The following is a 25285-nucleotide window of genomic DNA, read 5'->3' as shown; positions in this document are numbered from 1 at the left end:
CATGGTGATGGTTATCCACAGGTCCAACCGGAATCTCGCGATCCGCGGGATGGTCACCGCATGACGAATCACGACGAAGCGACCGGCACATCCGGCGACGAGAACATCAGCGCGATCCGCGGACGCGGCTGGAACCCGGACCGCGACCGGTCCGGCGGGCAGGACGGTCAGCGCGGCGGGCGCGGGCCGGGCGGTCACGGCGACGGGGCCGGCGACCGGTGGGACGATCGGGGCGGCCGGTCCGAGCGCGAGGGCCGGGACCGGCCGGGCGGCCAGGCGGACCCGGAGATCCCCGGCGGACCGGCCATTCCCGGCGGGCTGCACCACGGGGGCGACGTGGGCCGTAGCCGCGACGACCACCACGCGGGCCTCGCCGGGCTCCCGGGCGGGGAGCATCAGGTGACGCTCCGTACCCCGGCGGAGCTGGCCGACGCGCTGCCCTACCTCCTCGGATACCGCCCCGAGGACAGCATCGTGCTGGTCGCCCTGCACGACCGGGAGCGGCGAGGCCGCTTCGGCGGCCGGGCCCGTCTCGGCATCCCCGCCCACGCCGAGGACTGGCCGTCCGTCTCCGACCAGCTGGCACAAGGGCTGGTGAAAGGGAGCGAGCGCCGAGGCGCCCGCCCCGAGAGCATGGTGGCCTACCTCTGCCAGGAACCGGGAAGCGGCGAATCGGGGCGGGAGGTCATGGAACGCCTGCGCCCGCTCGCGCAACTGCTGCGGACGGCCTGCGGACGCCTCGACGTTCCGGTGATCGAGGCTCTCTGTATCTCCGACGGCCGCTTCTGGTCGTACACCTGCCCGGGACAGGGGTGCTGCCCGGCCGAAGGCACGTCGATGGGGCTGCCGGGGACGTCCGTCCTCGCCGCCGCCGCGACGTACGCGGGACTTCAGGTGCGCGGAACCCTGAAGGATCTGACAGCCAGGCTCCTTCCCTGGGAGTCCACCGCCGCGCTGGGCCAGGAAGTGGCCCTCGACACGGCCAGCATGGCCCTCGTACCGAGGATCCTGGAGGAGGACAGCCGCGCGGAGGTGGCCGAGGAGGCCCTGGCGCTGGCCCGGCGGATCAGGGACCGGCTCGCAGCCGTTTCCCCTGTGTCCGGTACGCGTCCGTCCGACCTGCGCGACGACGGACTCCTGGAGAACGACGAGGCCGCCACACTGATCCTCGGCCTCCAGGACCGCACGACCCGAGACCGTGCCGCCCAGTGGATGGAGGGCGACGAGGCCGCCCCGGCGCTGCGTCTGTGGCGAGCGCTTGCCCGCCGCTGTGTCGGTCCCTACCGCGAGCACGCCGCGGCACCCCTCACCCTCGCGGGATGGGTCGCCTGGTCCATGGGTGACGAACTGGAGGCACGGGAGGCGCTGGCCATGGCGCTCGGCGCCGATTCCGACTACCTGTTCGCCCGTCTTCTCCACCAGGCGTGCAATGAGGGCCTGGATCCTGAAGCCGTCCGACGCTGCCTGCGCGCGGAGCGGGCAGGGCGTGGTCCGGCGGACGCGGAGCAGCCGACGGATTCCGGCACCTCGCCCTCGACGGCCGACCCGAAGCGCACCGGTGACGCTCCGGACACCCCACCCTCGACGCCCGCCAACCGGCGCCGCCGTCGGCCCCGTCCGGCCGTGCAAACGGGAGGCCGGCCGGCCCGACGCGGCCCCGGTGCCACGCGTCCCCAAGGGTGTCGTCCGGCAGGCGACGCCTCGCCTGCGGGTGACCGCCCGGGGCGAGCGGCGGACAGGGCGGACGGCCGGCTGCGCGCGCGGGGCGAAGGCGGTCGGCGGGGTGCGGGGGAGGACGGGTGAGCGGCCGGGGCACGGCACGACTCGACGGGTCCGGGACGGGGACCGGCCGGGCCACCAGGCCGAAGCCGGACGGAATTCCCGAGACCCCCAGGGTCGGCCGCGTCCGGATTCCCCGACGGGCGGCCGGTGCGTTTCCCGGTGCTCCCGTCACCCTCTGTGCGGTCGGCCCCCGTGCGACGGGTGTCCGGGGGACGGGCGGTCCGTCCCACCGCCATTCGGTCGGCTTCCCAGGGCAAAGGCGTGACCCCGGACAGGGCTGCCCCGTTCACCTGAGTGGCGGAATCCGTGGCCGGAATACGCCGTCGAAAATCCCGCGACCCTGCGGAGCCCCCACCAGGAGCCGAGCGCGCTCCAGCCGCACCGAGCGCGGAGGAAGCCACCCCATGCCCATGCCCCATCCGTCCTCGGCCCCCGGCGGCGGCCGCTCTTCCGGGCGCGATTCCGCCCAGCCGGTCGGACGCGGGGGCGCCCAGGCGCCCTCACGAACGGGCCACGACGGCGGTGCGCCCTCCGTCCCGGGAGGGCGTGGTCCCAGCGTTCGCCGGACGTCCCTCCCCGTGCCGGGCCGATCGGCGGACCTGCCGCCCGTCCATACCACCCTGATCTGTGTCGCTCTTCCAGGACTGGTGATCTCCACGGAGGAGGGACAGCTGACCGGCCGTGGGCTGGAGGGCTTCTACATGGCGGGTCGGCGGATACTGTCCCGCTGCCAGGTCCGGGTCGCGGGCCGGGAACCGCTCGCGATGCAGGCCCGGATGCTCGCGGCCGACCGGGTCCGCTTCGTGGGTACCCTGCGCGCTTCCCGCGACGCCGGCCCGGATCCGGACGTGGTCGTCGAGAGAACACGCCACGCGGACGGCACCGAGCTGATCACCCTGCGCAGCTCGGCCCCCCGGGCTTTGCGTCTGCCCGTCGAGGTCGCCCTCGGGACGGATCTCGCGGAACTGGGCGATGTCGCCTCGGGCCGAGCCCGGCCCGAGCTGCCGGCCAGTGTCCACGCCGCCGGACTGCGCTGGTCCTGCCCCGTGGGATACGTGACCGTCACCGCAGACCCGCCGCCCAACGACGCCCTGGCCTCGGCGGGACTGCTGCGCTGGGAACTCGAACTGCCGCCGGGCGGCACCCTCACCGTGGAACTGCGCGTCCGGCCGGACGGCCAGGAGCCGATCCGAGCCGTGGGCCGCGCCGCGGCGAGCCTCTTCGCGGAGGCCCGGGTGCTGAGCGACGAGCCCAGGGCCGAAGCGCTCCTGCGCACCAGCGTCGACGACCTTCGGTCCCTGCTGCTGCGCGACCCCCGGCATCCCGCCGACACGCACCTCGCGGCGGGTGCCCCCTGGCGCTGCGGGCTGGCACCGGCCGAGGCACTGGCAGCGGCCCGGATGACCCTGCCGCTCGGCACGCGCCTCGCCGCGGGCACGCTGCGGACCCTCGCCCGCACCCAGCTCGCCGGTCCCGGACCGCGCTCCGGACTGATTCCGGGATCCCTCCGGGACAGCGGGCCGCACCTACCGCCGGGCTGCGCGGCGACCGAGGCGACCCTGCTCTTCCCCGTGCTCCTCGCGGAGGCCCGGCGCTGGGGACTGGCCGAGCGGGAGGTCGAGGAACTGCTTCCCGCGGCCGAGCGGTGCCTGGAGTGGCTGCGCACCACGGTCGGCGACGGCACCTATGTGGCCGACCCGCAGCCGGGTGGACCGTTCCGCTGCGAGACGCAGGCACACGCGCATCGCGCGGCGCTGCTCGGCGCCGACCTGCTCGACGCCCACGGCCGGACGGGTGGCACGGGCCTGCGCCAGTGGGCCCAGGGGTTGCGGACGGCCTTCCCTGACGACTTCTGGGTGGAGGACCCGGCCGGTGGCCGACCGGCCGCCGCCCGCACCCCGGACGGGCGCCTGGTGCCCCAGCTCGCTTCGAGCACGGCCCATCTCCTCGACACCGGTCTACTGGGCTCCGGAGAGCTGGCCCCCGGGCTGCTCGACAAGGCGCGCACCGAACAGCTCGCGCGGCTGCTCGGCGGCCCGGCCATGGACTCCGGCTGGGGATTGCGCAGCCTCGGGGCGACGGAGGCGGCGTACAACCCCTTCGGCCATCGCAGCGGGGCCGTGCGCGTCCAGGAGACGGCCGTCGCCGTCACGGGGCTGGCCGCCGCGGGCTACGAGACGGAGGCCGGCGCACTGCTGCATGGCGTACTGGCGGCGGCCGATGCCTTCGGCGACCGGCTGCCCGAGATGTACGCGGGGGAGCAGCGCACACGGGGGAGCGCCCCGCTTCCCCATCCGGCGGCCTCCAGGCCCGCGGCCACCTCCGCGGCCGCAGGGGTGCTGCTGCTCACCTCCCTGGCCGGTATCCGCCCCGATGCGCCCGCCGGGACGGTGACCCTGCGCCCGTTCCGGGCCGCGCCCCTGGGCGAGATCGCGCTGACGGGCCTGCGGATCTCGGGCGCCCCCTTCTCCGTACGCGTCAGCAGACTCGGTCTCGCCATGGTCGAGGAGGCGGGCGATGGACTGCAGCTGGGGATGTGACGCAGCGGGACCCGTCCCGGACAGAGGACGCCCGGCGGCGCGGTGTCGCACCGGACGGAAGTCGATCAACCATGGACGGGGCTCCCGAAGGAGGTGTTTATCGTCAGGCAGACGACTATGATCGCGGCATGCCCTACGACCCGTCAGCCTTTCCGCCCTTCGCCGTGACCGTGGACCTGGTCGTGCTGACCGTGCGCCGCCATGCCCTGTGCGCGTTGGCGGTACGGCGGGGCGAGCAGCCCTTCCAGGGGCGATGGGCACTGCCCGGCGGCTTCGTACGGACCGACGAGGATCTCGCCCAGGCCGCGGCACGCGAGCTCGTCGAGGAGACGGGCCTGTGCGCCCACGACCCCTCCGTGCCGGCACAGGACAACGGCGCGCACCTGGAGCAGCTCGCGACCTACGGTGACCCCAAGCGCGACCCCCGGATGCGCGTGGTCAGCGTCGCGCATCTAGCCCTCGCCCCCGACCTGCCCGCGCCCCGGGCGGGCGGCGACGCGAACAGCGCACGCTGGGCACCGGTCGAGGAACTGCTGCAACACGGCGGGTACGGACGCGACGGGGAACAGGCGGCACCCCTCGCCTTCGACCACGCACAGATCCTCTCGGACGGCGTGGAGCGCGCCCGGTCCAAGATCGAGTATTCGTCGCTGGCGACCGCCTTCTGCCCGACCGAGTTCACCGTGGGCGAGCTGCGCCGCGTCTACGAGGCCGTATGGGGCGTGGTGCTCGACCCGCGCAACTTCCACCGCAAAGTGACCGGCACGCCGGGCTTCCTGGTGCCCACCGGTGGCACGACCACGCGCCAGGGCGGTCGCCCAGCCCAGCTGTTCCGCGCGGGCGGCGCCACGCTGCTCAACCCGCCGATGCTGCGCCCCGAGGTCTGAGGGGGGCGGCGAACACGGGTTTTGGGCCCCGGCACCCCGCCGAGTTCGCGAGCGCCGCGAGGCCGGGACGAGGCGAGCCGCATGGTGCCCGGAAAATCGGAAATGTCGCGCTATCTTGCTGTGAGTGATCCAGGCCATCGGACTGACCAGCAACACCCGCAAGGCGCGTCCGCCCGCCGTTGACGACGTGTCCTTCGAGGCGTGCGCGGGCCACGTGACAGCGCTCCTCGGAGCCCCCGGCGCGGGCAAGACGGCGGCGCTGAAGCTCATGCTCGAACTCCAACAGGGCCGTGGAATCACCTACTTCCGAGGCCGGCCGCTCCATCGGATCCCTCATCCCTCGCGCGAAGTCGGTGTGCTCATGGGCGAGGTGCCGGGCCATCCCGCACGCACGGTTCGCGGCCAGCTCCGCATGCTGTGCGCCGCCGCCGGCGTATCCGTGCGCCGCGCGGACGAAATCCTCGAAGTGGTCGGGCTCGTCAGCCTCCGTGACGAGCGCCTGGGCACACTCTCCCGCGGTATGGACCGCCGGCTCGGACTGGCCTGCGCGCTCCTGTCCGACCCGCACACCCTCGTGCTCGACGACCCCGCTGACGGCCTGTCCGTCAGAGAGGGCCGCTGGCTGCACGGGATTCTGCGCGCACACGCGGCACAGGGCGGCACGGTGCTGTTCACCACGGACGACCCCAAGGAGGCCGCGCGCACCGCCGACCGGGTCGTCACCCTGGAACAGGGCCGCCTGGTCGCCGACCAGGAGGCCGCGGACTTCGCCCGCACCCGGCTCCGGCCCCGGGTCGCCGTCCGCAGCCCGCACGCCGCCCGGCTCGGCTCCCTCCTGACCAAGGAAGCCCGCACCGGGCAGCGCTCCGTCGAAGTCGTGCGCGAGGAGGGCAATCGGCTCTCGGTGTACGGCAGCACCTGCGCCGACGTCGGCGAGACGGCCTTCCGGCACGGCATCCTCGTACACCAACTCGCCGACGAGACAGGCGACATGGGGCCCACGTCGGCCACGTCCGAGGAGGAGACGGGGCGCCCGGCCGATGAGCCGCTCCCCTCCGGGACACCGGCCGCGGACGACCCGTCCGCCCTGCCGCCGCCCATCGCCGTACGCCAGGCCCGGAGCCCGCTGCGCCCCCTGCGCTACGAACTGCGCAGAGCCGCCGGCGTCGGAACCGGTTACGTCACCTCGGCCGCCGTTCTCGTCACCTCGGTCGTGCTGTCCGTCCTGCTGGCCAGAATCGGTCACACGCCTCAGCCGCGTCTGCTGGCCGCGTGGCCGCGGGAAGTTCCGCTGCCGCCCGCCGCACTCGGCGCCGGGCTGCTGGGCGCCGTCGCCTTCGGCGAGGAGTTCCGCCACCCCGCCCTGGCCGCGGACCGCGGCACGGTCCCGCGTCGGCTGGGACTGCTGACCGCCAAGCTCCTCGTCTCCTCGGCCACCGCGCTGATGCTGGCGTTCCTCACCGTGGGATGCGACCTCGAAGTGCTCTACCTCGTCTACGGACGGGAGCTCACCGGAGTTCCCTCGGACTGGCTTTCACTGAGCGCGAGTTGGTTCGGCCTCGTGGTGGGCTGCGCGTGGGCCGGTGTGCTGGCGGCCGGCATCTTCCGTTCCACCGCCGCCGGGCTCGCGGCGGTGCTCGCCGTGCCGGTCGTCGTCGTACCGCTCGTACAAAAGGCCTTGCAGGGGCCGTCTGTACGGTCGGCGGCCGGGTTCCCGGAGCGGCTTCGGGAACTGGTTCTCATGCAGTGGCCGTTCGGCGGGGAGCGCTACCTGGCCGCGGGTGTACGGGTGCTCGCCCAACCGGTCGGCGGCGCGCTGATGTTGTCGCTGACCGCTCTGCTCTGCGCATATCTGCTCACGACCCTGCGGAGCCGGGTCCGATGACGACCGTCCGCGCCCTTCCGTTGCCCCTGTGCGCACAACTCCCCGAAGAACGCCCATTTCTTTCCGATAAGGCGTCAATTGCGACGGGGTGAGCGATCACCCTTTCGTGTGCTTTTCACCAAAGACCTCAAGGGAGTTGGAGTCGACGCCGACAAAAGACCCGTGAGTACCCTTGCGCAGACCATGATGACCGCCGCCCGTTCCTCAGATTCCGGCCTGGCCGGACCGGGCGAACTCGACCGTTACCCGTATACCGACGCTTCCGGTGTCGACCGCGTTGGCCCCCCGGTGTGGGAGAGCGCCGAGCCGGAGCTCGGCCGTGTCGGCCGACGTTCCACCGGCAGCCGCGGACGAGGGCTGCACGGCCAACTCGTCCAGCAACTGGGCCAGATGATCGTCTCCGGAGACCTCGGCGCGGACCGTCCGCTCGTGCCCGAGGAGATCGGCCAGCGGTTCGAGGTCTCCCGGACCGTCGTCCGTGAGTCGCTCCGCGTCCTGGAGGCCAAGGGGCTGGTCAGCGCCCGCCCGAACGTCGGCACACGCGTGCGTCCCGTCAGTGACTGGAACCTTCTCGACCCGGACATCATCGAATGGCGGGCCTTCGGACCGCAGCGGGACGACCAGCGGCGCGAGCTGAGCGAGCTCCGCTGGACCATCGAGCCGCTCGCCGCGCGTCTCGCGGCCGGACACGGGCGCGAGGAGATCCAGCAGCGACTCGGCGACATGGTCGAGATCATGGGCCACGCCATGTCGCAGGGTGACTCCCTCACCTTCTCGCGGGCCGACGCCGAGTTCCATGCGCTGCTCATCCAGCTCGCGGGCAACCGGATGCTGGAACACCTGTCCGGGATCGTGTCGGCGGCCCTCCAGGTCTCCGGAGGTCCGGTCACCGGCTGTGACCGGCCGAACGAAGCCTCGCTGGGGCACCACGCCCGTATCGCCGACGCCCTCGCGGCCGCCGATGGCGCGGCGGCCGAGGCTGCCATGCGGCAGCTCCTCATCGTCCACCCCGAGGTGGAGCGTGTCGTGCCCGCGCCGCGCGAGCACTGATCGCGCACCGAGGGTGACGCGGTCCGGAGTGCGTACGCGTCCGTGGCGTCGCCAGGCCGGCGAACCATCGCTCGTCGGGACCCCACCGAATCCATCCCGGATTCGGTGGGGTCCCGACGGCGCGACGGGGTGGCGGATCATGACCTGACCTGGTCTGACGGGATCTGCCATCTTTTGAGCGCTTACGGGGTGTGACTCGGGCCACGCAGATTGGGCGTAACGCTCGTCGGGGCAGCGCGATGACCTAAGAGGTGATAGCCGAGGAGGGAATACAGACGCCAGCTGTGGCGCTGTGTATCTTCCCGGCCCGCCCGCGCCGTCGGCCCATCCCCAGTCGGCGGTCGTCGGTTCCTGTCCACCATGGACGGGGCCGGAAGCCGTTTTCCAACGTTCCGAGAGGTTGTTCGTGTCGGCCAGCACATCCCGTACGCTCCCGCCGGAGATCGCCGAGTCCGTCTCTGTCATGGCGCTCATCGAGCGGGGAAAGGCTGAGGGGCAGATCGCCGGCGATGACGTGCGTCGGGCCTTCGAAGCTGACCAGATTCCGGCCACTCAGTGGAAGAACGTACTGCGCAGCCTCAACCAGATCCTCGAGGAAGAGGGTGTGACGCTGATGGTCAGTGCCGCGGAGCCCAAGCGCACCCGAAAGAGCGTCGCAGCGAAGAGTCCGGTCAAGCGCACCGCCACCAAGACCGTGGCGGCCAAGACGGTGACTGCCAAGAAGGCCACCGCCACCGCGGCTCCGGCTGCCCTCGCCGACGACTCGGCCGAGGACGCGTCCGCAGGCAAGGCCGCTGTAGCCAAGAAGACGACGGCGAAGAAGGCCGTCGCCAAGAAGACGGTCGCCAAGAAGACGGCGGCCAAGAAGACGAGCGCCAAGAAGGACGACGCCGAGCTCGTCGACGACGAGGCGGTCGAGGAGACCCCGGGCAAGCCCGGTGCCGAGGAGCCCACCGAGGACGGTGCCCAGGGCTTCGTCCTGTCCGACGAGGACGAGGACGACGCGCCCGCGCAGCAGGTCGCCGCCGCCGGTGCCACCGCCGACCCGGTCAAGGACTACCTCAAGCAGATCGGCAAGGTCCCGCTGCTCAACGCCGAGCAGGAGGTCGAGCTCGCCAAGCGCATCGAGGCCGGTCTGTTCGCCGAGGACAAGCTGGCCAACGCCGACAAGCTCGCTCCCAAGCTCAAGCGCGAGCTGGAGATCATCGCCGAGGACGGTCGCCGCGCCAAGAACCACCTCCTGGAGGCCAACCTCCGTCTGGTGGTCTCCCTGGCCAAGCGTTACACCGGCCGCGGCATGCTCTTCCTGGACCTCATCCAGGAGGGCAACCTCGGTCTGATCCGCGCGGTCGAGAAGTTCGACTACACCAAGGGCTACAAGTTCTCCACGTACGCCACCTGGTGGATCCGTCAGGCGATCACCCGCGCCATGGCCGACCAGGCCCGCACCATCCGTATCCCGGTGCACATGGTCGAGGTCATCAACAAGCTCGCGCGCGTGCAGCGTCAGATGCTCCAGGACCTGGGCCGTGAGCCCACCCCGGAGGAGCTGGCCAAGGAGCTCGACATGACCCCCGAGAAGGTCATCGAGGTCCAGAAGTACGGTCGCGAGCCCATCTCGCTGCACACGCCGCTGGGCGAGGACGGCGACAGCGAGTTCGGTGACCTCATCGAGGACTCCGAGGCCGTCGTCCCGGCCGACGCGGTCAGCTTCACGCTTCTGCAGGAGCAGCTGCACTCCGTTCTCGACACCCTGTCCGAGCGCGAGGCGGGCGTCGTCTCGATGCGCTTCGGTCTCACCGACGGTCAGCCGAAGACCCTCGACGAGATCGGCAAGGTGTACGGCGTGACCCGTGAGCGGATCCGCCAGATCGAGTCCAAGACGATGTCGAAGCTGCGTCACCCGTCGCGCTCCCAGGTGCTGCGCGACTACCTCGACTAGGCCTCGGCCGCACGTCGACGAGGGCCCGACTCCCTGTGGGGGGTCGGGCCCTCGCCGTATGCGCGGAATGCGTGCCCTCGCGCACTGGATCACTCTGGGTGTTCCACGACCCTCCCAGTGTGAGGAGCGCGCATGCGCCGTCCCTACGTCCCGACGCTGGCCCTTGCGGCCGCCGCAGCGGTGATACCGCTGACGTCCCCTGCCCTGGCGTCCTCTGACAGCGTTGTCATCGGAAGTCGTCCGGTCCGGATCTCCGAGAGTCCCTGGACGGTCGCGCTGTCCAGCCGTGACCGGTTCGGGGGTACGCGCGCGGGACAGTTCTGCGGAGGAGTGGTCATCGGTCCGACCAAGGTCCTGACCGCGGCCCACTGCCTCGGAGACGATGTGCTGGGGGCGCCGCCGCGCCAGGCACGTGATCTGAAGGTCATCGCGGGGCGCGAGGACCTGACAGCCGGCGACGGCAAGGAGATCCCCGTACGAGACATCTGGGTCAACCCGCACTACGACAGTGACACGAATTCCGGGGATTTCGGTGTGCTGACGCTCGCCGAGCCGCTGCCGGCCGCCTCCGTGGTCCGTATGGCCCCCTCCGGGGACCCGGCCTACGAGCCGGGGACCGCCGCCGTGGTCTACGGCTGGGGCGACCTGACGGGCGGTGGCGACTACGCGAGCAGCCTGCGCGCCGCGGATGTGCACGTGCTGTCCGACGCCTCGTGCGAGCGTGCCTATCCCGGCAACGAGTCCGGGACCTATGACGCGGCGTCCATGGTGTGCGCCGGGGAGCAGACGGGCGGCCGTGACGCCTGCCAGGGGGACAGTGGCGGGCCACTGGTCGCCCAGGGTCGTCTCATCGGCCTGGTGTCGTGGGGGAGCGGCTGTGGGCGCGCGGGGAGCCCGGGTGTCTACACGCGGGTCTCGGAGGTGGTCCAGGCGCTCGATGTGGGTCGCTGAGGCTCTTGACGATGCGGTACGAGTGCGGGCGGTCACTCCCTGTGTCCAGGGAATGACCGCCCACCCACCGGCCTGTCGCCGGCACCCGCTCGTCGTTGATGCGAAGGTTCAGTGTTCTTCGTCGTTGACGCTCTCGGGAACGGACGTGAGCCGCTCCGTCTCGTCCTGTATCTCAGCGGCGATCTTCTTGAGTTCCGGCTCGAACTTGCGACCGTGGTGGGCGCAGAAGAGCAGTTCTCCGCCGCTCAGGAGGACGACGCGCAGATATGCCTGGGCGCCGCAACGGTCGCAGCGGTCAGCGGCCGTCAGCGGGCTCGCGGGGGTCAGAACAGTAGTCACGTCGCCTCTTCTCTAGCTCGACGAGCTGTCGTACCAGGGTCAACATCCAACCAGGCCGAAAACGTTCCCGCTCGCGGCTTTTCCTCGAAATTTTCTTTCGAGCCGGCTGTCTGCTGCCGGTTGGCGGCGAATGAGCCGTATTGCGTGTCTTCGTGTCGGTACGGGTTCGCGCTGTCTGTCAGGTGTCGGTCCTCCCGGCTGGATTGCCGGTTGTTCTTGAGGACGTGCCCGGAGCCTAAATGGTTCATGCCTCGAAGGGAACGTGATATGTACTTCACTCCATCGAGGGATCGAACACCCATGCGACCCTGGACTAGTGTGAGTTCATGCGAGGGTGGTGTTACAACGGCTCTACCAGGCCTCGGTACCCTCTGAGCGGCGACCGAAGCCGGGCCCTTACCCAAAAGGGTCTCCCATGAAATTCAGCGAGGAGCGAACCGCGTGACCGCCGAGACGTCCGTGCCGTCCACAGCGCTGCTGACCGGAGCAGACCGGGACGGTTCCAACTACACCGCGCGGCACCTGCTCGTCCTTGAGGGGCTCGAGGCAGTGCGGAAGCGCCCGGGCATGTACATCGGGTCGACCGACAGCCGCGGCCTGATGCACTGCCTCTGGGAGATCATCGACAACTCCGTGGACGAGGCGCTCGGGGGCTACTGCGACCACATCGACGTCATCCTGCACGACGACGCCTCCGTCGAGGTGCGGGACAACGGCCGTGGCATCCCGGTCGACGTGGAGCCCAAGACAGGCCTCTCCGGCGTCGAGGTCGTCATGACGAAGCTGCACGCCGGCGGCAAGTTCGGCGGCGGCTCGTACGCGGCCTCCGGCGGTCTGCACGGCGTGGGCGCCTCCGTGGTGAACGCGCTCTCCGCCCGGCTGGACGTCGAGGTGGACCGCAACGGCCAGACCCATGCCGTGAGCTTCCGCCGCGGCACCCCGGGGTCCTTCCAGGCCGACGGCCCCGAAGCGGCGTTCGACGCGACGAGCGGGCTGCGCAAGCTCAAGCGGATCCCGAAGACCCGCACCGGCACGCGCGTGCGCTACTGGGCCGACCGCCAGATCTTCCTCAAGGACGCCAAGCTCTCCCTGGAGCACCTCCACCAGCGTGCCCGCCAGACCGCCTTCCTGGTGCCCGGCCTGACCATCGTCGTCCGCGACGAGTACGGGCTCGGCGACGGCGGCAGCAAGGGCGAGGAGTCGTTCCGCTTCGACGGCGGAATCAGCGAATTCTGTGAGTACCTGGCCGCCGACAAGCCGGTCAACGACGTCCTCCGCTTCTTCGGGCAGGGGACCTTCAAGGAGACCGTCCCGGTCCTCGACGAGCACGGACAGATGACGCCGACCGAGGTCACCCGTGAGCTGGGTGTCGATGTCGCGATGCGCTGGGGCACCGGTTACGACACGACCCTGAAGTCGTTCGTGAACATCATCGCCACGCCCAAGGGAGGCACCCATGTCGCCGGCTTCGAGCAGGCCGTCGCCAAGACGATGAACGAGGTCCTGCGGGCCAAGAAGCTGCTGCGGGTCGCCGAGGACGACATCGTCAAGGACGACGCGCTGGAGGGCCTCACGGCGGTCGTCACCGTGCGTCTCGCCGAGCCGCAGTTCGAGGGGCAGACGAAGGAGGTCCTCGGGACCTCGGCCGCCCGCCGCATCGTGACGAACGTGGTGACCAAGGAACTCAAGGCGTTCCTGACCTCCGCGAAGCGGGACGAGGCCGCGCAGGCGCGGGTCGTCATGGAGAAGGCCGTCGCCGCGGCCCGTACGAGGATCGCGGCCCGCCAGCACAAGGACGCGCAGCGCCGGAAAACGGCTCTGGAGTCCTCCTCACTGCCCGCCAAGCTCGCCGACTGCCGCAGCGACGACGTCGAGCGCAGCGAGTTGTTCATCGTCGAGGGCGACTCCGCGCTGGGGACGGCGAAGCTGGCCCGGAACTCCGAGTTCCAGGCGCTGCTGCCGATCCGGGGCAAGATCCTCAACGTTCAGAAGGCGTCCGTGACGGACATGCTGAAGAACGCCGAGTGCGGTGCGATCATCCAGGTCATAGGGGCCGGCTCCGGGCGGACCTTCGACATCGACGCGGCGCGCTACGGGAAGATCATTCTTCTCGTCGACGCCGATGTCGACGGCGCCCACATCCGGATTCTGCTGTTGACGCTGTTCCAGCGCTACATGCGGCCCATGGTCGAGGCGGGGCGTGTGTTCGCCGCGGTTCCGCCACTGCACCGGATCGAGCTCAGCCAGCCCAAGAAGGGGCAGGACAAGTACATCTACACGTACTCGGACCGTGAGCTGCGGGAGACGGTGCTGGAGCTGCAGCGCAAGGGCGTGCGCTACAAGGACTCGATCCAGCGGTACAAGGGTCTCGGTGAGATGGACGCCGATCAGCTGGCCGAGACGACGATGGATCCGCGGTTCCGGACGCTGCGCCGGATCAACATCTCCGACCTCGAGGCCTCCGAGCAGGTGTTCGATCTCCTGATGGGGAACGATGTTGCTCCGCGCAAGGAGTTCATTTCCAGCTCGGCCGCGACGCTGGACCGGTCGCGGATCGACGCGTAGCCCTTCGGGCGGTCTCAGGGCCGGGTTCGTCGGGGGAAGGGGCGGTGTCCACCGCTCCTTCCGTACGCAGGATCAGCCCCTCCGGCCTTTGAGGAGCGGGGCCCGGACGGAGGTCCCGGGGGTGGGACGGGCAGGGGCGGGGCGAGGGAGGCCTCGGGGTTGGCCGCACGCTGCCCGGTCGGGGCGGCGGAGCTCCACCCGTGGGTGGAGGGACGTGGGGGCGTGAGATCCACCCACGATCCACCCGGGCTCCGATCTGCGGTGGGCTCGATTTCCGTAGCGTCGATGGTGTCGGCAGCGCTCGCTGCGGACACCCGCTTCTCGCTCACGGAGGCCGTGCATGTCCGGGCTCATCAATGCTGTGGCGATCCTCGCCGTCGCCGTCGTGGTGATCGCGCGCCAGTTCCGTGCCCGCCGGATCGGGTCGGACAGACGCTGGTGGATCGTGCCCGCCGCTCTCGGCTTCATGGCCCTGCGCGACCCCGGAGTCGTCGACCCGCACCACCCGGTCGAGGCGTCCCTCCTGCTCGGCGTGGAGCTGGTGACCGCGCTGGCCATCGGCGCCGGGTGGGCGTGGACGACCCGGATATGGACGGAGCCGGACGGCACCGTGTGGAGCAAGACCACCAAAGCCGGCGGGGCCGTCTGGATCGCGGGCATTTGTCTGCGCCTGGGACTGTTCGGTATCGGCGCCCTGCTCGGTGTGCACCAGACGTCCTCCGCCGTGATGCTCGCCCTGGCGGCAACCCTGCTGGTCCGTTCCGGGCTCGTGATGTGGCGGGTGCAGTCCACGCGGCCAGCGGTGACGGGACAGAGGCCGGCGTACGGTGACGGTGTGGGCCGCGTCCTGCGGAAGGAGCGCCTGTGACGGACAACGCCTGGATGCGCTGGCCCTCCCGTGAGGCCCTCTCCCGAGTGGGCGTGCACAAGGCCCGCCGTGCGCTCGCCCGGGTCGCGCGCACCATCGTGCTCGCCTCGATCATCGCGACGACGCTCACGAACAGGGAGCTGAGCGCTTGGGCGCTCGCCGGAGGCATCGCGGGAATCGTGGCGTGCGCGTTCCTCGCCTGGGGGTTCTGGCGGACCACTCTGGAGCATCGCCTGCTGCCGTCCCTGGCGCTGTTCGCCCTGCTGCTGGCGATCGCGGCCGTGGGACAGAGCGCGGGTTTCAGGGTTCCGGCGCTCGTCCTGTGGTGCGGGTGTGCCGTCGTCGCCGTCGAACGGCTGCCCCTCGCGGCGGCGTTGCCCGCCACCACGGTGGCACTGAGCGCGTACGCGACGGTCAACAACGACGTCTGGCTCACCACCGCGGCCACCACCGGGGGGCTCGCACTCGCGGGGTATGTGCTGCGCCTCGACGCGGAGGCGCGGGGGAGCGCGCAGCGGCTGCTGGCCCAGGAGCGAGCGGCCCGCGCGGCCGAGGCGGAGTCGGCCGCGCTCGCGGAGCGCGCGCGGATAGCGCGGGAGATCCACGACGTCCTGGCCCACAGTCTCTCGGCGCAGCTCGTGCATCTGGAGGCGGCGCGGCTGCTCATCGAGAGGGGAGCGGACCGGGAGGTCATCCTCGAACGGGTCGTGGCGGCACGGGGAATGGCCCGCGAGGGACTCGCGGAGACCCGGCAGGCACTCTCCGCGCTCCGGGGCGAGATGTCTCCGCTCGAGGACTTCCTCGGTGAACTCGTCACCAGCGCCGACGGTGCCGATGTCACGGTGACGGGCGAGCGTCAGCCGCTGCCGGCGGAGGCTTCCCAGGCGGTGCGCAGAGTCGCGCAGGAGGCGCTGACGAACGTGCGCAAACACGCTCTGGGGGCCAAGGTCCACATCCGGCTGGACTACGGCGAGCGCGAAGTGACGCTGGACGTACGGGATTCGGGTGGAAGGCCGGGCGAACTCAGCGGTTCGGGAGCCGGATACGGTCTGCTGGGCATGCGGGAGCGCGCCGAGCTGCTGGGCGGCTCGCTGGATGCCGGACCGGGCGAGGAGGGGTTCGTGGTGACGTTGAAGGTGCCGGTATGACCGAGCGGGTGGAAGGCAGGAAACCGGCACGGGTTGTGGTCGCGGACGATCAGACGGTCGTGCGCGAGGGCATCGTGATGCTGCTGGGACTGCTGCCCGGGATCGAGGTCGTCGGATCGGCCGGTGACGGGGCTGAAGCGGTGGCGCTGGTGGCCGAACTGGCTCCGGACGTCGTGCTGATGGATCTGCGCATGCCCCGCTGCGACGGGGTCGAGGCGACCCGGCGCATCCGTGCCGAGTACCCCGGGACGCAGGTCGTCGTGCTCACGACGTACGCGGACGACGAGTCGCTGTTTCCCGCGCTCCGTGCCGGGGCCCGCGGCTATCTGACCAAGGACGCGGGAGGCGACGAGATCGTGCGGGCCGTGGAAAGCGTGCTCTCCGGGGACGCCGGGCTCTCGCCGAGCATCCAGCGACGGCTGCTGGAGCGGCTGTCGGATCCGGAACCGGAGCCCCGGCCGCCCGCGGAGGCGCCCGACGGGCTCACCTCGCGCGAGACCGAAGTGCTCCTGCTGATCGCCGACGGCCTCAGCAACCAGGAGATCGCCCGCAAGCTGCATGTGTCCACGGCCACCGTGAAGACGCACATCAACAACCTCTTCGCCAAGACGGGTCTCAAGGACCGTGCTCAAGCGGTCCGTTATGCCTATGGGAAAGGTCTCGTACGGCCGCCCGCGGGATGAAGTCACCTGATGGGGTGAAGAGCGCTGAGAGAGGAGTCCGGGAGCCTCCCGATCTGCACATCCTTGGGCACGCGGCCGAAACGGGTCGCGGACAAGGAGAGTTCGGTGGACAAGCACGACGGTGGCGACACGGGGGAGGTCCGGTTCGACGACCCCTGGTACGACGCGCTCGCTTCCGGCTGGGGCGAGTTGGACGGCACGGGTGCGCTCGCTCCCGCCGTGCCGGCCGCCCGCTCGGAGCGCGATGGACGAGCGGGCGGGGCCGCCCACGTCTATCTGGAGGTGCAGCGCAGTGCCGCCTTCCAGGAAGTGCGCGGCCGGTACCGCAGGTTCGTGATCCCGGCCGTCGCCGTCTTCTTCCCCTGGTACGTGGGATACGTGGTGACCGCGACGACCGCGCCGGGGTTCATGGCGCGCCCCGTCGCCGGTGTGGTGAACGTGGCGCTGCTCGCCGGGCTCGGGCAGTTCCTCACGACGTTCCTGTTCGCCTGGGCCTACGCGCGGCACGCGCGGCTGCGCAGGGACCGGGCCGCGCTGGAACTGCGCTGGGACACCCAGGAGATGACGCGGAACGCCAGGGGTGGTGAGCGGTGAGCGGCCACCATCAGACCCTGGCGCTGCTGCTGTTCAGCGCGTTTGTCGCCGTGACGCTGGGGATCACGACGTGGGTGAGTCGCAACCGGCATGGTTCGGCCGAGGAGTTCTACGCGGGCGGGCGGTTGTTCTCTCCGATGGAGAACGGTTTTGCCCTCTCCGGGGACTACATGTCGGCCGCTTCCTTCCTCGGTGTCACGGGACTCATCTCCCTGTACGGCTACGACGGGATGCTCTACGCCGTGGGCTTCCTGGTGGCCTGGCTGGTCGTCCTGTTCCTGGTGGCCGAACTGGTGCGCAACTGCGGGCGGTTCACGCTCGCCGACGTCGTCGCGGCCCGGATGGACGAGCGGCCGGTGCGGATCGCGGCCGGAACTTCCTCGGTGGTGGTGTCCGTTCTGTATCTGGTGGCGCAGATGGTGGGCGCGGGCAGTCTGGTCTCGCTGCTGCTGGGAGGCACGAGCGACGCGGCGCGCAACTGGACGGTGATCGGTGTCGGCGCCCTCATGGTGATCTACGTGTCCATGGGAGGGATGCGGGCGACCACCTGGATTCAGATCGTCAAGGCGGTTCTGCTGATCGGCGGGGCCATCGTGCTCACCGTGCTGCTGCTGATGCGGTTCCACGGTGACATCAACGACCTGCTGCGCTCGGCCGCGCTGCGCAGCGGGCACGGCCAGGCCTTTCTCGCGCCCGGGCTGAAGTACGGCGGTGACTGGACGGCGCGCTTCGACTTCATGAGCCTCGGGCTCGCCCTGGTGCTCGGCACCGGCGGGCTGCCGCACATCCTGTCGCGCTTCTACACCGTTCCGACGGCCCGGGCCGCCCGGCGCTCGGTGCTGTGGTCGATCGGACTCATCGGCGGCTTCTACCTGATGACGATCGTGCTGGGCTTCGGCGCGGCCGCTGTCGTCGGTCCCGAGGCGGTGCGCGGATCGAACGCGGCGGGGAACACAGCGGTTCCGTTGCTGGCCCTCGATCTCGGCGGCGGAGCCGACTCCACGGGCGGAACCGTGCTGTTCGCGATCGTCGCTGCCATCGCCTTCGCCACCATTCTCGCTGTCGTCGCCGGAGTCACCCTCGCGTCCTCGGCAGCGGTGGCCCACGACCTGTATGCCTCGGTGCGGCGCCGCCACGCGAAGCCCCACGGTGAGGTCGCCGTCGCCCGCGCCGCGTCGGTCGGCATCGGCGTGATCGCCATCGCCCTGAGCCTCCTCGCCCGCGATCTCAACGTGGCCTTCCTGGTGGGGCTCGCCTTCGCGGTCGCCGCGTCCGCGAACCTGCCGGTGCTGCTGTACTCCCTGTTCTGGCGGTCCTTCACGACACGCGGTGCCGTCTGGGCCGTATACGGCGGCCTGGTGCCCTCGTTGCTGCTCGTGCTGCTGTCGCCGGTGGTGTCGGGAAGCCCCGAATCACTGTTCCCCGGCGTGGATTTCCAGTACTTCCCGCTCCAGAACCCGGGCCTCGTCTCGATCCCGCTGGGCTTTCTCGCGGGCTGGCTCGGCACCGTCACCTCGGCGGAGCCGCCGGACGAGGCCAAGCACGCCGAGATCGAGGTCCGCGCGCTCACGGGCGCCGGGGCCGTCTGAGAGCGCCCTGAGCGGCGTACGGACCGCCCTGGGCGGCATTCCCCAGGGCAGTCCCGGTCACCGGAGCGCCGGCTCAGGGCGCCACCCACGCGTAGCGGTGCTCCGGGCGCCCCGTGTCGCCGTATTTGAGGGAGAGGCACAGTCGTCCCGCTTGTTCCAGGTGCCGCAGATAGCGCTGGGCCGTGGATCGGCTGAGGCCGGTCTCGGCGGCCACCTCGTGGGCCGACAGCGGATGGCTCGCGTGGTGCAGCACGTCGCAGATCAGGTCCGTCGTCGGCTCCGAATGACCGCTGGGCAGCCCCGGGGAGGACGGCGCGGAGGCCGTGCGCAGGGCGCCGAAGATCCGGTCGACCTGCTCCTGCCCCGTCACGCCCCGGCCGCCCACCCGGTCGACGGTGCGGCGCAGCGCGGCATAGGAGTCGAGGCGGCTGCGCAGAGCGGTGAAGGTGAACGGCTTGACCAGGTAGTGCAGGGCCCCCAGGCGCATCGCCGCCTGGACGGTCACCACGTCGCTGGCCGCGGTGATCATGATGACGTCGGTGCCATGACCGTTCTCCCGCATCTGGTGGACGAGTTCGAGGCCTGTCCGGTCCGGCAGATAGTGGTCGAGCAGCACGAGGTCGACGGGGGCGCGCTCGACCGCGGCCAGTGCCTGGGCGGCAGTGTGCGCGCGGGCGGCCACCCGGAATCCGGGAACCTTCCCCACGTACCTCGCGTTGATCTCGGCGACGCGGAAATCGTCGTCCACGACCAGGACGTCAATCATCGGGCCTCTTTCTCTCAAGGCCTGGGCGGAGTGTTGCGCCCGTGTTTCGGCTCCGCTGTTGTAGCGCGAGCAAAATGAGCACAACAGACCCTTGCGAGCAGAAGAACGCCTTGCGCCCACAAGACTGATGCTGTGGCCCGCACCACATCTACGGTCCCGGGCCATGAGCACAGACACCGGCCCCGCCATCGAGCTGCGGGGCGCGAGCAAGATCTTCAAGACCCCGTCAGGGGGTTTGCACACAGCAGTCAGGGAGCTTGACCTGACCATCGGCCGGGGTGAGTTCGTGGCCGTCGTCGGACCGACCGGCTGTGGGAAGTCCACCACGCTGACCCTGGTCAGCGGTCTTGAGGAGCCCACCGAGGGCGAGGTCCTGGTCGCCGGGGAGCCGGTCGCCGGCGTCGGAGAGAAGGTCGGCTTCGTCTTCCAGCAGGACGCCACTTTCCCCTGGCGCACAGTCCTTTCCAACGTGATGGCCGGACCCCGCTTCCGCGGCGTGCCCAAGGCGGAGGCCAAGGAGCGGGCCCGGGACTGGCTCGCCCGTGTCGGGCTCGCGGCCTTCGAGGACCGCTATCCGCACCAGCTCTCCGGGGGTCAGCGCAAGCGCGTCGCCCTCGCCGCGACCTTTGTCAACGACCCCGAGATCCTGCTGATGGACGAGCCGTTCTCGGCGCTCGACGTGCAGACCAGGGCGCTGATGTCCGACGAACTGCTCGAACTGTGGGAAGGCACGGGCGCCTCGGTCGTCTTCGTCACCCACGACCTGGAGGAGTCCATCGCCCTCGCCGACAAGGTCGTCGTGATGACCGCGGGGCCCGCCACGGTGAAGCAGGTGTTCGACATCGACCTGCCGCGGCCGCGCAAGGTCGAATCGGTGCGCCTCGAGCCGCGGTTCATCGAGATCTACCGCGAGATCTGGGAGTCCCTCGGTGAAGAGGTCCGCATCACCCGCGAGAGGGGTGCCGCTGATGTCGCCTGAGGTTCTCAGCACACCGGTCGTCGACACAGCCAGGATCCCGGGCCGCGCGCACTCCCGTGCCCGTGCCGCCCGCAGACGCAAGATCGTGGTCGGCACCGCCCGGGTGCTGCTCCTGGTCACCGTGCTCGGCCTCTGGGAGGTGCTCGCGCGGGCCAAGGTCATCGACCCGTTCAACTTCTCCATGCCCTCGAAGATCTGGGAACAGATCCACACCTGGGTCATGCACGGAACCGCCCTCGGCTCCCTCGGTGAGCAGATCTGGTTCACGCTTCACGAGGCGCTGCTGGGCTGGGTCATCGGTGTGGTCGCCGGCGTGCTCTTCGGTATCGCCCTGGGGCGGATCACCTTGCTGGCAGACATTCTTGGTCCCTACATCAAGGTGCTCAACTCCATACCGAGGATCGTCCTTGCGCCCATCTTCGTGATCTGGTTCGGGCTCGGACCGGCTTCCAAGGTCGCCTCGGCCGTGGTGCTCGTCTTCTTCCCGGTGTTCTTCAACGCCTTCCAGGGGGCCCGGGAGGTCGACCGGAATCTGGTGGCCAACGCCCGGATCCTGGGCGCGAGCGACCGCCGGGTGACGCTTCAGGTCGTCATTCCGTCCGCCACCTCGTGGATCTTCACCAGCCTCCACGTCAGCTTCGGCTTCGCGCTCATCGGCGCGATCGTCGGCGAGTACATCGGCGCGACCAAGGGCATCGGCCTGCTCGTCGCGCAGTCGCAGGGCACGTTCAACGCGGCCGGGGTGTACGCGGCGATGGTCATCCTCGCTGTCGTCGCCCTGCTGGCCGAAGGACTGCTGACCTTCGGCGAACGCCGCATCTTCCGCTGGAAGCCGTCGGAATCCGACCGCTGACCCCGGCTCGCGGGCACACACGAATCCGCCCGTACGCCCTCCCGATTCCGCCGTACGTACGCGCGGCCCCTCCTCCCTTCACAAGGACGTGAACCACCATGCGCAAGACCGCCAGATACTCCGCGCTCGCAGCCGCCGGTCTGCTCGCTCTCACCTCCCTCACCGCCTGCGCCAACGACGCGGCGAGCACGACGGCCGACTCCGGCAGCGGCGGGGGCGGCGGCAAGGGGGAGCACGTCAAGATCATGGTCGGTGGCCTGGACAAGGTCATCTACCTGCCGGCGATGCTCACCCAGCGGCTCGGCTACTTCCAGGACGAGGGCCTGGACGTCCAGCTCCTCAGCGAGCCGGCAGGTGTCCAGGCCGAGACCGCCCTCGTCTCGGGACAGGTGCAGGGGGCCGTCGGCTTCTACGACCACACGCTCGACCTGCAGACCAAGGGCAAGTCCGTCGAGTCCGTCGTGCAGTTCTCGCACGCTCCGGGCGAGGTCGAGATCGTCTCCAACAAGCGTGCGGGCGACATCACGTCACCCAAGGACTTCAAGGGCAGGAAGCTCGGCGTCACCGGACTGGGTTCCTCGACCGACTTCCTCACCAAGTACCTCGCCGTCAAGAACGGCGTACAGGTCAGTGAGTTCACGCCGGTCGCCGTCGGTGCCGGACCGACGTTCGTCTCCGCCCTCCAGCAGGGCGCCATCGACGGCGGCATGACGACCGACCCCACCGTAGCCACGGTCATGGAGAAGAACCTCGGCAAGGTGCTCGTCGACATGCGGACGCCCGAGGGCTCGCAGGAGGCGCTCGGCGGACCGTACCCCTCGTCCAGCCTCTACATGCAGACGGACTGGGTCAACGGTCACAAGGAGACGGTCCAGAAGCTGGCGAACGCCTTCGTGAAGACCCTTCGGTGGATGTCCGGGCACAGCGCCTCCGACATCGCCGCCAAGATGCCCGCCGACTACTCCCAGGGCAACAAGACGCTGTACGCCGGGGCCATCAAGACCACGCTGCCGATGTTCACCGAGGACGGCGTCATGCCCGATAACGGTCCCGAGACCGTCGAGAAGGTCCTCAAGGCGTTCAACCCCAACATCAAGAACGCCCACGTGGATCTGAGCAAGACGTACACCACCGAGTTCGTGAAGAAGGCGACCGGCTGACCGCCGGGAACGCGTCGAGCTGCTTCCTCGCGCGTACGACTGTGCTCTACGGCAGTCGTACGCGCGACGGGTGCGGCCGCTGTCCCGCCCCGTCGGCCGTGTCCTCAGCCGCGGGTCGCCCAGACGTAGCGATGCTCCGGGCGGCCCGCGTCGCCGTATCTGAGGGTCAGCCCGGCTCTCCCCGTACGCTCCAGGAGCTTCAGATAGCGCTGCGCGGTCTGCCGGCTCAGTCCGGTCTCCTCCGCGACCTCCTGGGCCGACAGGGAGCCCTCAGCGCCCAGCAGGGCGCGCCGTACGAGCTCGGCGGTCGGAGGGGAGTGGCCCTTGGGCAGATCCGGCGCTGCGCCTGACGCGAGGGTCCCGAAGATCCGGTCCACATCGGACTGTTCGGCTGTGCCGCCGCCGTCGAGGGTGCGGCGCAGATCCGCGTACGCCTCCAATTTGGCGCGCAGCGCGGTGAACGAGAACGGCTTGACCAGATACTGGAGTGCGCCCTGCCGCAATGCCGCCCGGACGGTCGAGATGTCACGGGCCGCCGTCACCATGATCACATCGCTCTGGTGGCCCCGAAGGCGCATCTCCTGGACGACCGCGAGGCCTGTTCCGTCCGGCAGGTAGTGGTCCATGAGGACCAGGTCCAGACGCGGCGATTCCTCCATCCGGCGGAGCGCTTCGGCGGCGCTGTACGCCTCGCCCGCGACGCGGAAGCCCGGCACCTTCTCCACGTAGGAGGCGTTGACGCGGGCGACCCGTGTGTCGTCGTCGACGACCAGGACCTCGATCATCGCGACTCCCCCTTGGAGTCCCGGGGGTTCCCGACGTTCCCGATGGTTCTGGTGGCGGGCAGGGCGGCATCGGTGGTCTCCGGGGACGGGAACCGTCGTACGACTCCTGGTTCCCGACCGGGGACGGGGGTGACCCCGTCCGCCGCCGTCCGCCTGCCGTCCAGCACTTGGCCGTTCTTCGGTACGAGCGCCGGGTCCGTCAGCGCCTCCGGCAGGACGACCGTGAACTCCGCGCCTCCGCCGTCCGCGTCGGCCACCTCCGCGCTGCCGCCCTGCCGCTCGGCGAGGCGCCGTACCAAGGAGAGGCCGATTCCGCGCTTGCCGTGCGCGGGAGGCTCCTTGGTGCTCCAGCCGTCCGTGAAGATCAACTCCCGTCGCTCCTCCGGGATGCCGGGCCCGGTGTCCCGCACGCGCAGTACGGCGGTGCGCCCCTCGGAGCGCAGTTCGACCTCCACGCGCGCGTGGAGCGTGCCCGCGACGGCGTCCAGCGCGTTGTCGACGAGGTTCCCGACGACGGTCACCATCCCCCGCGGGTCGATCAGACGATCCGGCAGTAGCGTTCGGTCCGAGATCCACAGCGCCACGCCACGCTCGGTCGCCACGGTCGCCTTGCCGACCAGGAGAGCGGCGAGCAGCGGATCGTGGATCTTCTCGGTGACCTGTTCCGCGGTGACCTTGTGGTCGCCGACCACCTCTCCGATGAATTCCACGGCGTCGTCGTACATCTCCAGTTCGAGCAGCCCCAGAATCGTGTGCATGCGGTTGGCGTGTTCATGGTCCTGCGCGCGCAATGCGTCGATCAGGCCGCGCGTGGAGTCCAGCTCGCGGCCGAGCTGCTCCAGTTCGGTCCGGTCACGCAATGTGGCCACGGCGCCGCCGTCGTCGGTGGGCATCCGGTTGGCGACCAGGACACGCTGGCCGCGGACGGTGAGCAGGTCCGTGCCGGTGACGCGTCCGGCCAGCACGTCCGTCGTACGACCGGGGCCCAGCGCGCCGTCCAGCGGCTGCCCGATGGCCTCGGAGCCGACCCCCAGCAGCCGCTGCGCCTCGTCGTTCAGAAGGCGCACGCGACCCCCGCGGTCCAGGGCGACCACACCCTCCCGGATGCCGTGCAGCATCGCCTCACGCTCCGCCAGCAGCGCCGAGATGTCTGAGAAGGCCAGGTCACGGGTCTGCCGCTGGACCCTGCGGGAGATCAGATACGCGGCCAGCGCGCCGACCGCCATGGCCCCGCCCGCGTAGGCGAACAGTCCCGGGATCGCGTCGATCAGCCGGGCTCGCACACTGCCGTACTTGATACCCACCGACACCGCGCCGATGATCTGCCCGGCGCCATCACGCAGCGGCACCTTGCCCCGTGCGGAGCGGCCCAGCGTTCCGGTGTCGATCTCCATGACGTCCTTGCCCGCCAGGGCCAGGCGGGGGCTCGTCGAGACCTTCTTGCCGATCTCCGCCGGATTCTTGTGCGACCAGCGGATGCGCCGCATGTCCATCACGACGACGTAATCGGCACCGCTCGCCTTCCGTATCCGCTCCGCCTCGGCCTGTACCGGGCCGCTCCTGGAGGGCGCCGTCCTCTGGAGGTCCACGGCGATCTGCGGCTGGGCGGCCGTGGTCTGCGCGATCGCGAGGGCGCGCCGCATGGCCTGGTCGTCCAGCAGCGCGCTCAGCGGCGCCAGGAACAGGCCGGTGGCGAGTACGGCGACTCCCGCCGCGATCGCGATCTGCGTCAACAGCACTTGCGAGAACACCCGCCGCGGCAGACCGAGGCGCCGTCGTCGTACGGGGGGAGTGGGGCTCATGACCAAGACGGTACGGGGGCGCGTGGGGCCGTCCGAAGGGAGTGTGGCGTGGATCTCTTGATCAATGGCTGAGGCCCAGTCGCTGGACCTCGGGGCGGGCAGAGGGGAACGGTCCAG

The 25285-nt window shown here is 70.4% G+C and carries 20 protein-coding genes; 16 read left to right on the top strand and 4 right to left on the bottom strand.

Annotated features, from left to right (window positions below; translation table 11 throughout):
* The first annotated feature begins 60 nt into the window (after positions 1 to 60).
* The 7 genes from ACIQRL_RS37210 (at position 61) to ACIQRL_RS37180 (ending at position 11037) form a co-directional block, all read left to right on the top strand.
* Positions 61 to 1803, top strand: coding sequence for a DUF4192 domain-containing protein (locus ACIQRL_RS37210; RefSeq protein WP_401340066.1), 1743 nt, complete (start codon positions 61 to 63; stop codon positions 1801 to 1803).
* A 383-nt stretch (positions 1804 to 2186) separates the two neighbouring features.
* Positions 2187 to 4322, top strand: a complete 2136-nt coding sequence (locus tag ACIQRL_RS37205) for a glycogen debranching N-terminal domain-containing protein (protein ID WP_401340064.1) — start codon at positions 2187 to 2189, stop codon at positions 4320 to 4322.
* Positions 4323 to 4450: 128 nt separating this feature from the next.
* Positions 4451 to 5209, top strand: coding sequence for an NUDIX domain-containing protein (locus tag ACIQRL_RS37200; protein ID WP_401340062.1), 759 nt, complete (start codon positions 4451 to 4453; stop codon positions 5207 to 5209).
* Positions 5210 to 5333: 124 nt separating this feature from the next.
* On the top strand, positions 5334 to 7094 hold the full coding sequence (locus ACIQRL_RS37195; protein WP_401340060.1) for an ATP-binding cassette domain-containing protein: 1761 nt from the start codon (positions 5334 to 5336) through the stop codon (positions 7092 to 7094).
* Between the two features lie 162 nt (positions 7095 to 7256).
* Positions 7257 to 8144, top strand: a complete 888-nt coding sequence (locus tag ACIQRL_RS37190) for a FadR/GntR family transcriptional regulator (RefSeq protein WP_401340057.1) — start codon at positions 7257 to 7259, stop codon at positions 8142 to 8144.
* Positions 8145 to 8550: 406 nt separating this feature from the next.
* Positions 8551 to 10086 carry an RNA polymerase sigma factor gene (locus ACIQRL_RS37185; RefSeq protein ID WP_401340055.1) on the top strand — a complete coding sequence of 512 codons (1536 nt, stop codon included), beginning with the start codon at positions 8551 to 8553 and terminating at the stop codon, positions 10084 to 10086.
* Positions 10087 to 10218: 132 nt separating this feature from the next.
* A complete protein-coding gene (locus ACIQRL_RS37180) occupies positions 10219 to 11037 on the top strand; it encodes a serine protease (RefSeq protein WP_401340053.1) in 819 nt (272 codons plus the stop codon).
* A 108-nt stretch (positions 11038 to 11145) separates the two neighbouring features.
* Here the strand turns inward: ACIQRL_RS37180 and ACIQRL_RS37175 are convergent, their stop codons facing one another.
* Complete coding sequence (locus tag ACIQRL_RS37175) at positions 11146 to 11376, bottom strand: hypothetical protein (RefSeq protein ID WP_266763423.1); 231 nt, start codon at positions 11374 to 11376, stop codon at positions 11146 to 11148.
* Between the two features lie 441 nt (positions 11377 to 11817).
* Between ACIQRL_RS37175 and ACIQRL_RS37170 the strand changes: the two genes are divergently transcribed.
* The 6 genes from ACIQRL_RS37170 to ACIQRL_RS37145 all read left to right on the top strand — a co-directional run bounded on the left by ACIQRL_RS37170 (position 11818) and on the right by ACIQRL_RS37145 (position 18823).
* Entirely contained in the window at positions 11818 to 13941 is a 2124-nt protein-coding gene (locus ACIQRL_RS37170) for a type IIA DNA topoisomerase subunit B (protein WP_401340051.1), read from the top strand.
* 340 nt (positions 13942 to 14281) lie between these two features.
* The gene (locus ACIQRL_RS37165) at positions 14282 to 14809 is read left to right on the top strand and encodes a DUF1453 domain-containing protein (RefSeq protein WP_401340049.1); all 528 of its coding nucleotides are present in this window, start codon (positions 14282 to 14284) and stop codon (positions 14807 to 14809) included.
* Positions 14806 to 15957: a sensor histidine kinase gene (locus ACIQRL_RS37160; protein WP_401340046.1), complete on the top strand. Its 1152-nt coding sequence runs from the start codon at positions 14806 to 14808 to the stop codon at positions 15955 to 15957. Before ACIQRL_RS37165 ends, ACIQRL_RS37160 begins: the two co-directional genes overlap by 4 nt.
* A complete protein-coding gene (locus ACIQRL_RS37155; protein ID WP_401340043.1) occupies positions 15954 to 16640 on the top strand; it encodes a response regulator in 687 nt (228 codons plus the stop codon). The genes ACIQRL_RS37160 and ACIQRL_RS37155 overlap by 4 nt, the downstream gene beginning before the upstream one ends.
* Before the next feature lie 105 nt (positions 16641 to 16745).
* A complete protein-coding gene (locus tag ACIQRL_RS37150; RefSeq protein WP_401340041.1) occupies positions 16746 to 17234 on the top strand; it encodes a DUF485 domain-containing protein in 489 nt (162 codons plus the stop codon).
* Positions 17231 to 18823: a cation acetate symporter gene (locus ACIQRL_RS37145; RefSeq protein ID WP_401340040.1), complete on the top strand. Its 1593-nt coding sequence runs from the start codon at positions 17231 to 17233 to the stop codon at positions 18821 to 18823. The genes ACIQRL_RS37150 and ACIQRL_RS37145 overlap by 4 nt, the downstream gene beginning before the upstream one ends.
* A 73-nt stretch (positions 18824 to 18896) precedes the next feature.
* On the opposite strand, the gene ACIQRL_RS37140 is transcribed toward ACIQRL_RS37145, so the two are convergent.
* Positions 18897 to 19589, bottom strand: a complete 693-nt coding sequence (locus ACIQRL_RS37140) for a response regulator (RefSeq protein WP_401340038.1) — start codon at positions 19587 to 19589, stop codon at positions 18897 to 18899.
* A 163-nt stretch (positions 19590 to 19752) separates the two neighbouring features.
* On the opposite strand from ACIQRL_RS37140, the gene ACIQRL_RS37135 reads away from it, so the two are divergent.
* From ACIQRL_RS37135 to ACIQRL_RS37125, 3 genes are all read left to right on the top strand, one after another.
* Positions 19753 to 20568 (top strand): ABC transporter ATP-binding protein, encoded by an 816-nt coding sequence (locus ACIQRL_RS37135; RefSeq protein ID WP_401340036.1) that lies wholly within the window; start codon positions 19753 to 19755, stop codon positions 20566 to 20568.
* Positions 20558 to 21421: an ABC transporter permease gene (locus tag ACIQRL_RS37130; RefSeq protein ID WP_401340033.1), complete on the top strand. Its 864-nt coding sequence runs from the start codon at positions 20558 to 20560 to the stop codon at positions 21419 to 21421. Before ACIQRL_RS37135 ends, ACIQRL_RS37130 begins: the two co-directional genes overlap by 11 nt.
* Before the next feature lie 98 nt (positions 21422 to 21519).
* A complete protein-coding gene (locus ACIQRL_RS37125; RefSeq protein ID WP_401340031.1) occupies positions 21520 to 22581 on the top strand; it encodes an ABC transporter substrate-binding protein in 1062 nt (353 codons plus the stop codon).
* Positions 22582 to 22685: 104 nt separating this feature from the next.
* On the opposite strand, the gene ACIQRL_RS37120 is transcribed toward ACIQRL_RS37125, so the two are convergent.
* On the bottom strand, positions 22686 to 23366 hold the full coding sequence (locus ACIQRL_RS37120; RefSeq protein ID WP_401340029.1) for a response regulator: 681 nt from the start codon (positions 23364 to 23366) through the stop codon (positions 22686 to 22688).
* Positions 23363 to 25168, bottom strand: coding sequence for an ATP-binding protein (locus ACIQRL_RS37115; protein ID WP_401340027.1), 1806 nt, complete (start codon positions 25166 to 25168; stop codon positions 23363 to 23365). The genes ACIQRL_RS37120 and ACIQRL_RS37115 overlap by 4 nt, the downstream gene beginning before the upstream one ends.
* Positions 25169 to 25285: the final 117 nt, after the last annotated feature.

It is taken from the genome of Streptomyces sp. NPDC091209 (assembly GCF_044757755.1).
Classification (GTDB): Bacteria; Actinomycetota; Actinomycetes; order Streptomycetales; family Streptomycetaceae; genus Streptomyces.
Note: the sequence above shows the minus strand (reverse complement) of the source record. Positions and strands in the feature narration are given on the sequence as shown.

What these genes read in the sequence shown, in the direction of transcription:
- ACIQRL_RS37210 (WP_401340066.1), top strand. Translation starts at nt 61, where the DNA reads ATGACGAATCACGACGAAGCGACCGGCACATCCGGCGACGAGAACATC.
- ACIQRL_RS37205 (WP_401340064.1), top strand. Translation starts at nt 2,187, where the DNA reads ATGCCCATGCCCCATCCGTCCTCGGCCCCCGGCGGCGGCCGCTCTTCC.
- ACIQRL_RS37200 (WP_401340062.1), top strand. Translation starts at nt 4,451, where the DNA reads ATGCCCTACGACCCGTCAGCCTTTCCGCCCTTCGCCGTGACCGTGGAC.
- ACIQRL_RS37180 (WP_401340053.1), top strand. Translation starts at nt 10,219, where the DNA reads ATGCGCCGTCCCTACGTCCCGACGCTGGCCCTTGCGGCCGCCGCAGCG.
- ACIQRL_RS37165 (WP_401340049.1), top strand. Translation starts at nt 14,282, where the DNA reads ATGTCCGGGCTCATCAATGCTGTGGCGATCCTCGCCGTCGCCGTCGTG.
- ACIQRL_RS37155 (WP_401340043.1), top strand. Translation starts at nt 15,954, where the DNA reads ATGACCGAGCGGGTGGAAGGCAGGAAACCGGCACGGGTTGTGGTCGCG.
- ACIQRL_RS37140 (WP_401340038.1), bottom strand. Translation starts at nt 19,589, where the DNA reads ATGATTGACGTCCTGGTCGTGGACGACGATTTCCGCGTCGCCGAGATC.
- ACIQRL_RS37135 (WP_401340036.1), top strand. Translation starts at nt 19,753, where the DNA reads ATGAGCACAGACACCGGCCCCGCCATCGAGCTGCGGGGCGCGAGCAAG.
- ACIQRL_RS37130 (WP_401340033.1), top strand. Translation starts at nt 20,558, where the DNA reads ATGTCGCCTGAGGTTCTCAGCACACCGGTCGTCGACACAGCCAGGATC.
- ACIQRL_RS37125 (WP_401340031.1), top strand. Translation starts at nt 21,520, where the DNA reads ATGCGCAAGACCGCCAGATACTCCGCGCTCGCAGCCGCCGGTCTGCTC.
- ACIQRL_RS37120 (WP_401340029.1), bottom strand. Translation starts at nt 23,366, where the DNA reads ATGATCGAGGTCCTGGTCGTCGACGACGACACACGGGTCGCCCGCGTC.
- ACIQRL_RS37115 (WP_401340027.1), bottom strand. Translation starts at nt 25,168, where the DNA reads ATGAGCCCCACTCCCCCCGTACGACGACGGCGCCTCGGTCTGCCGCGG.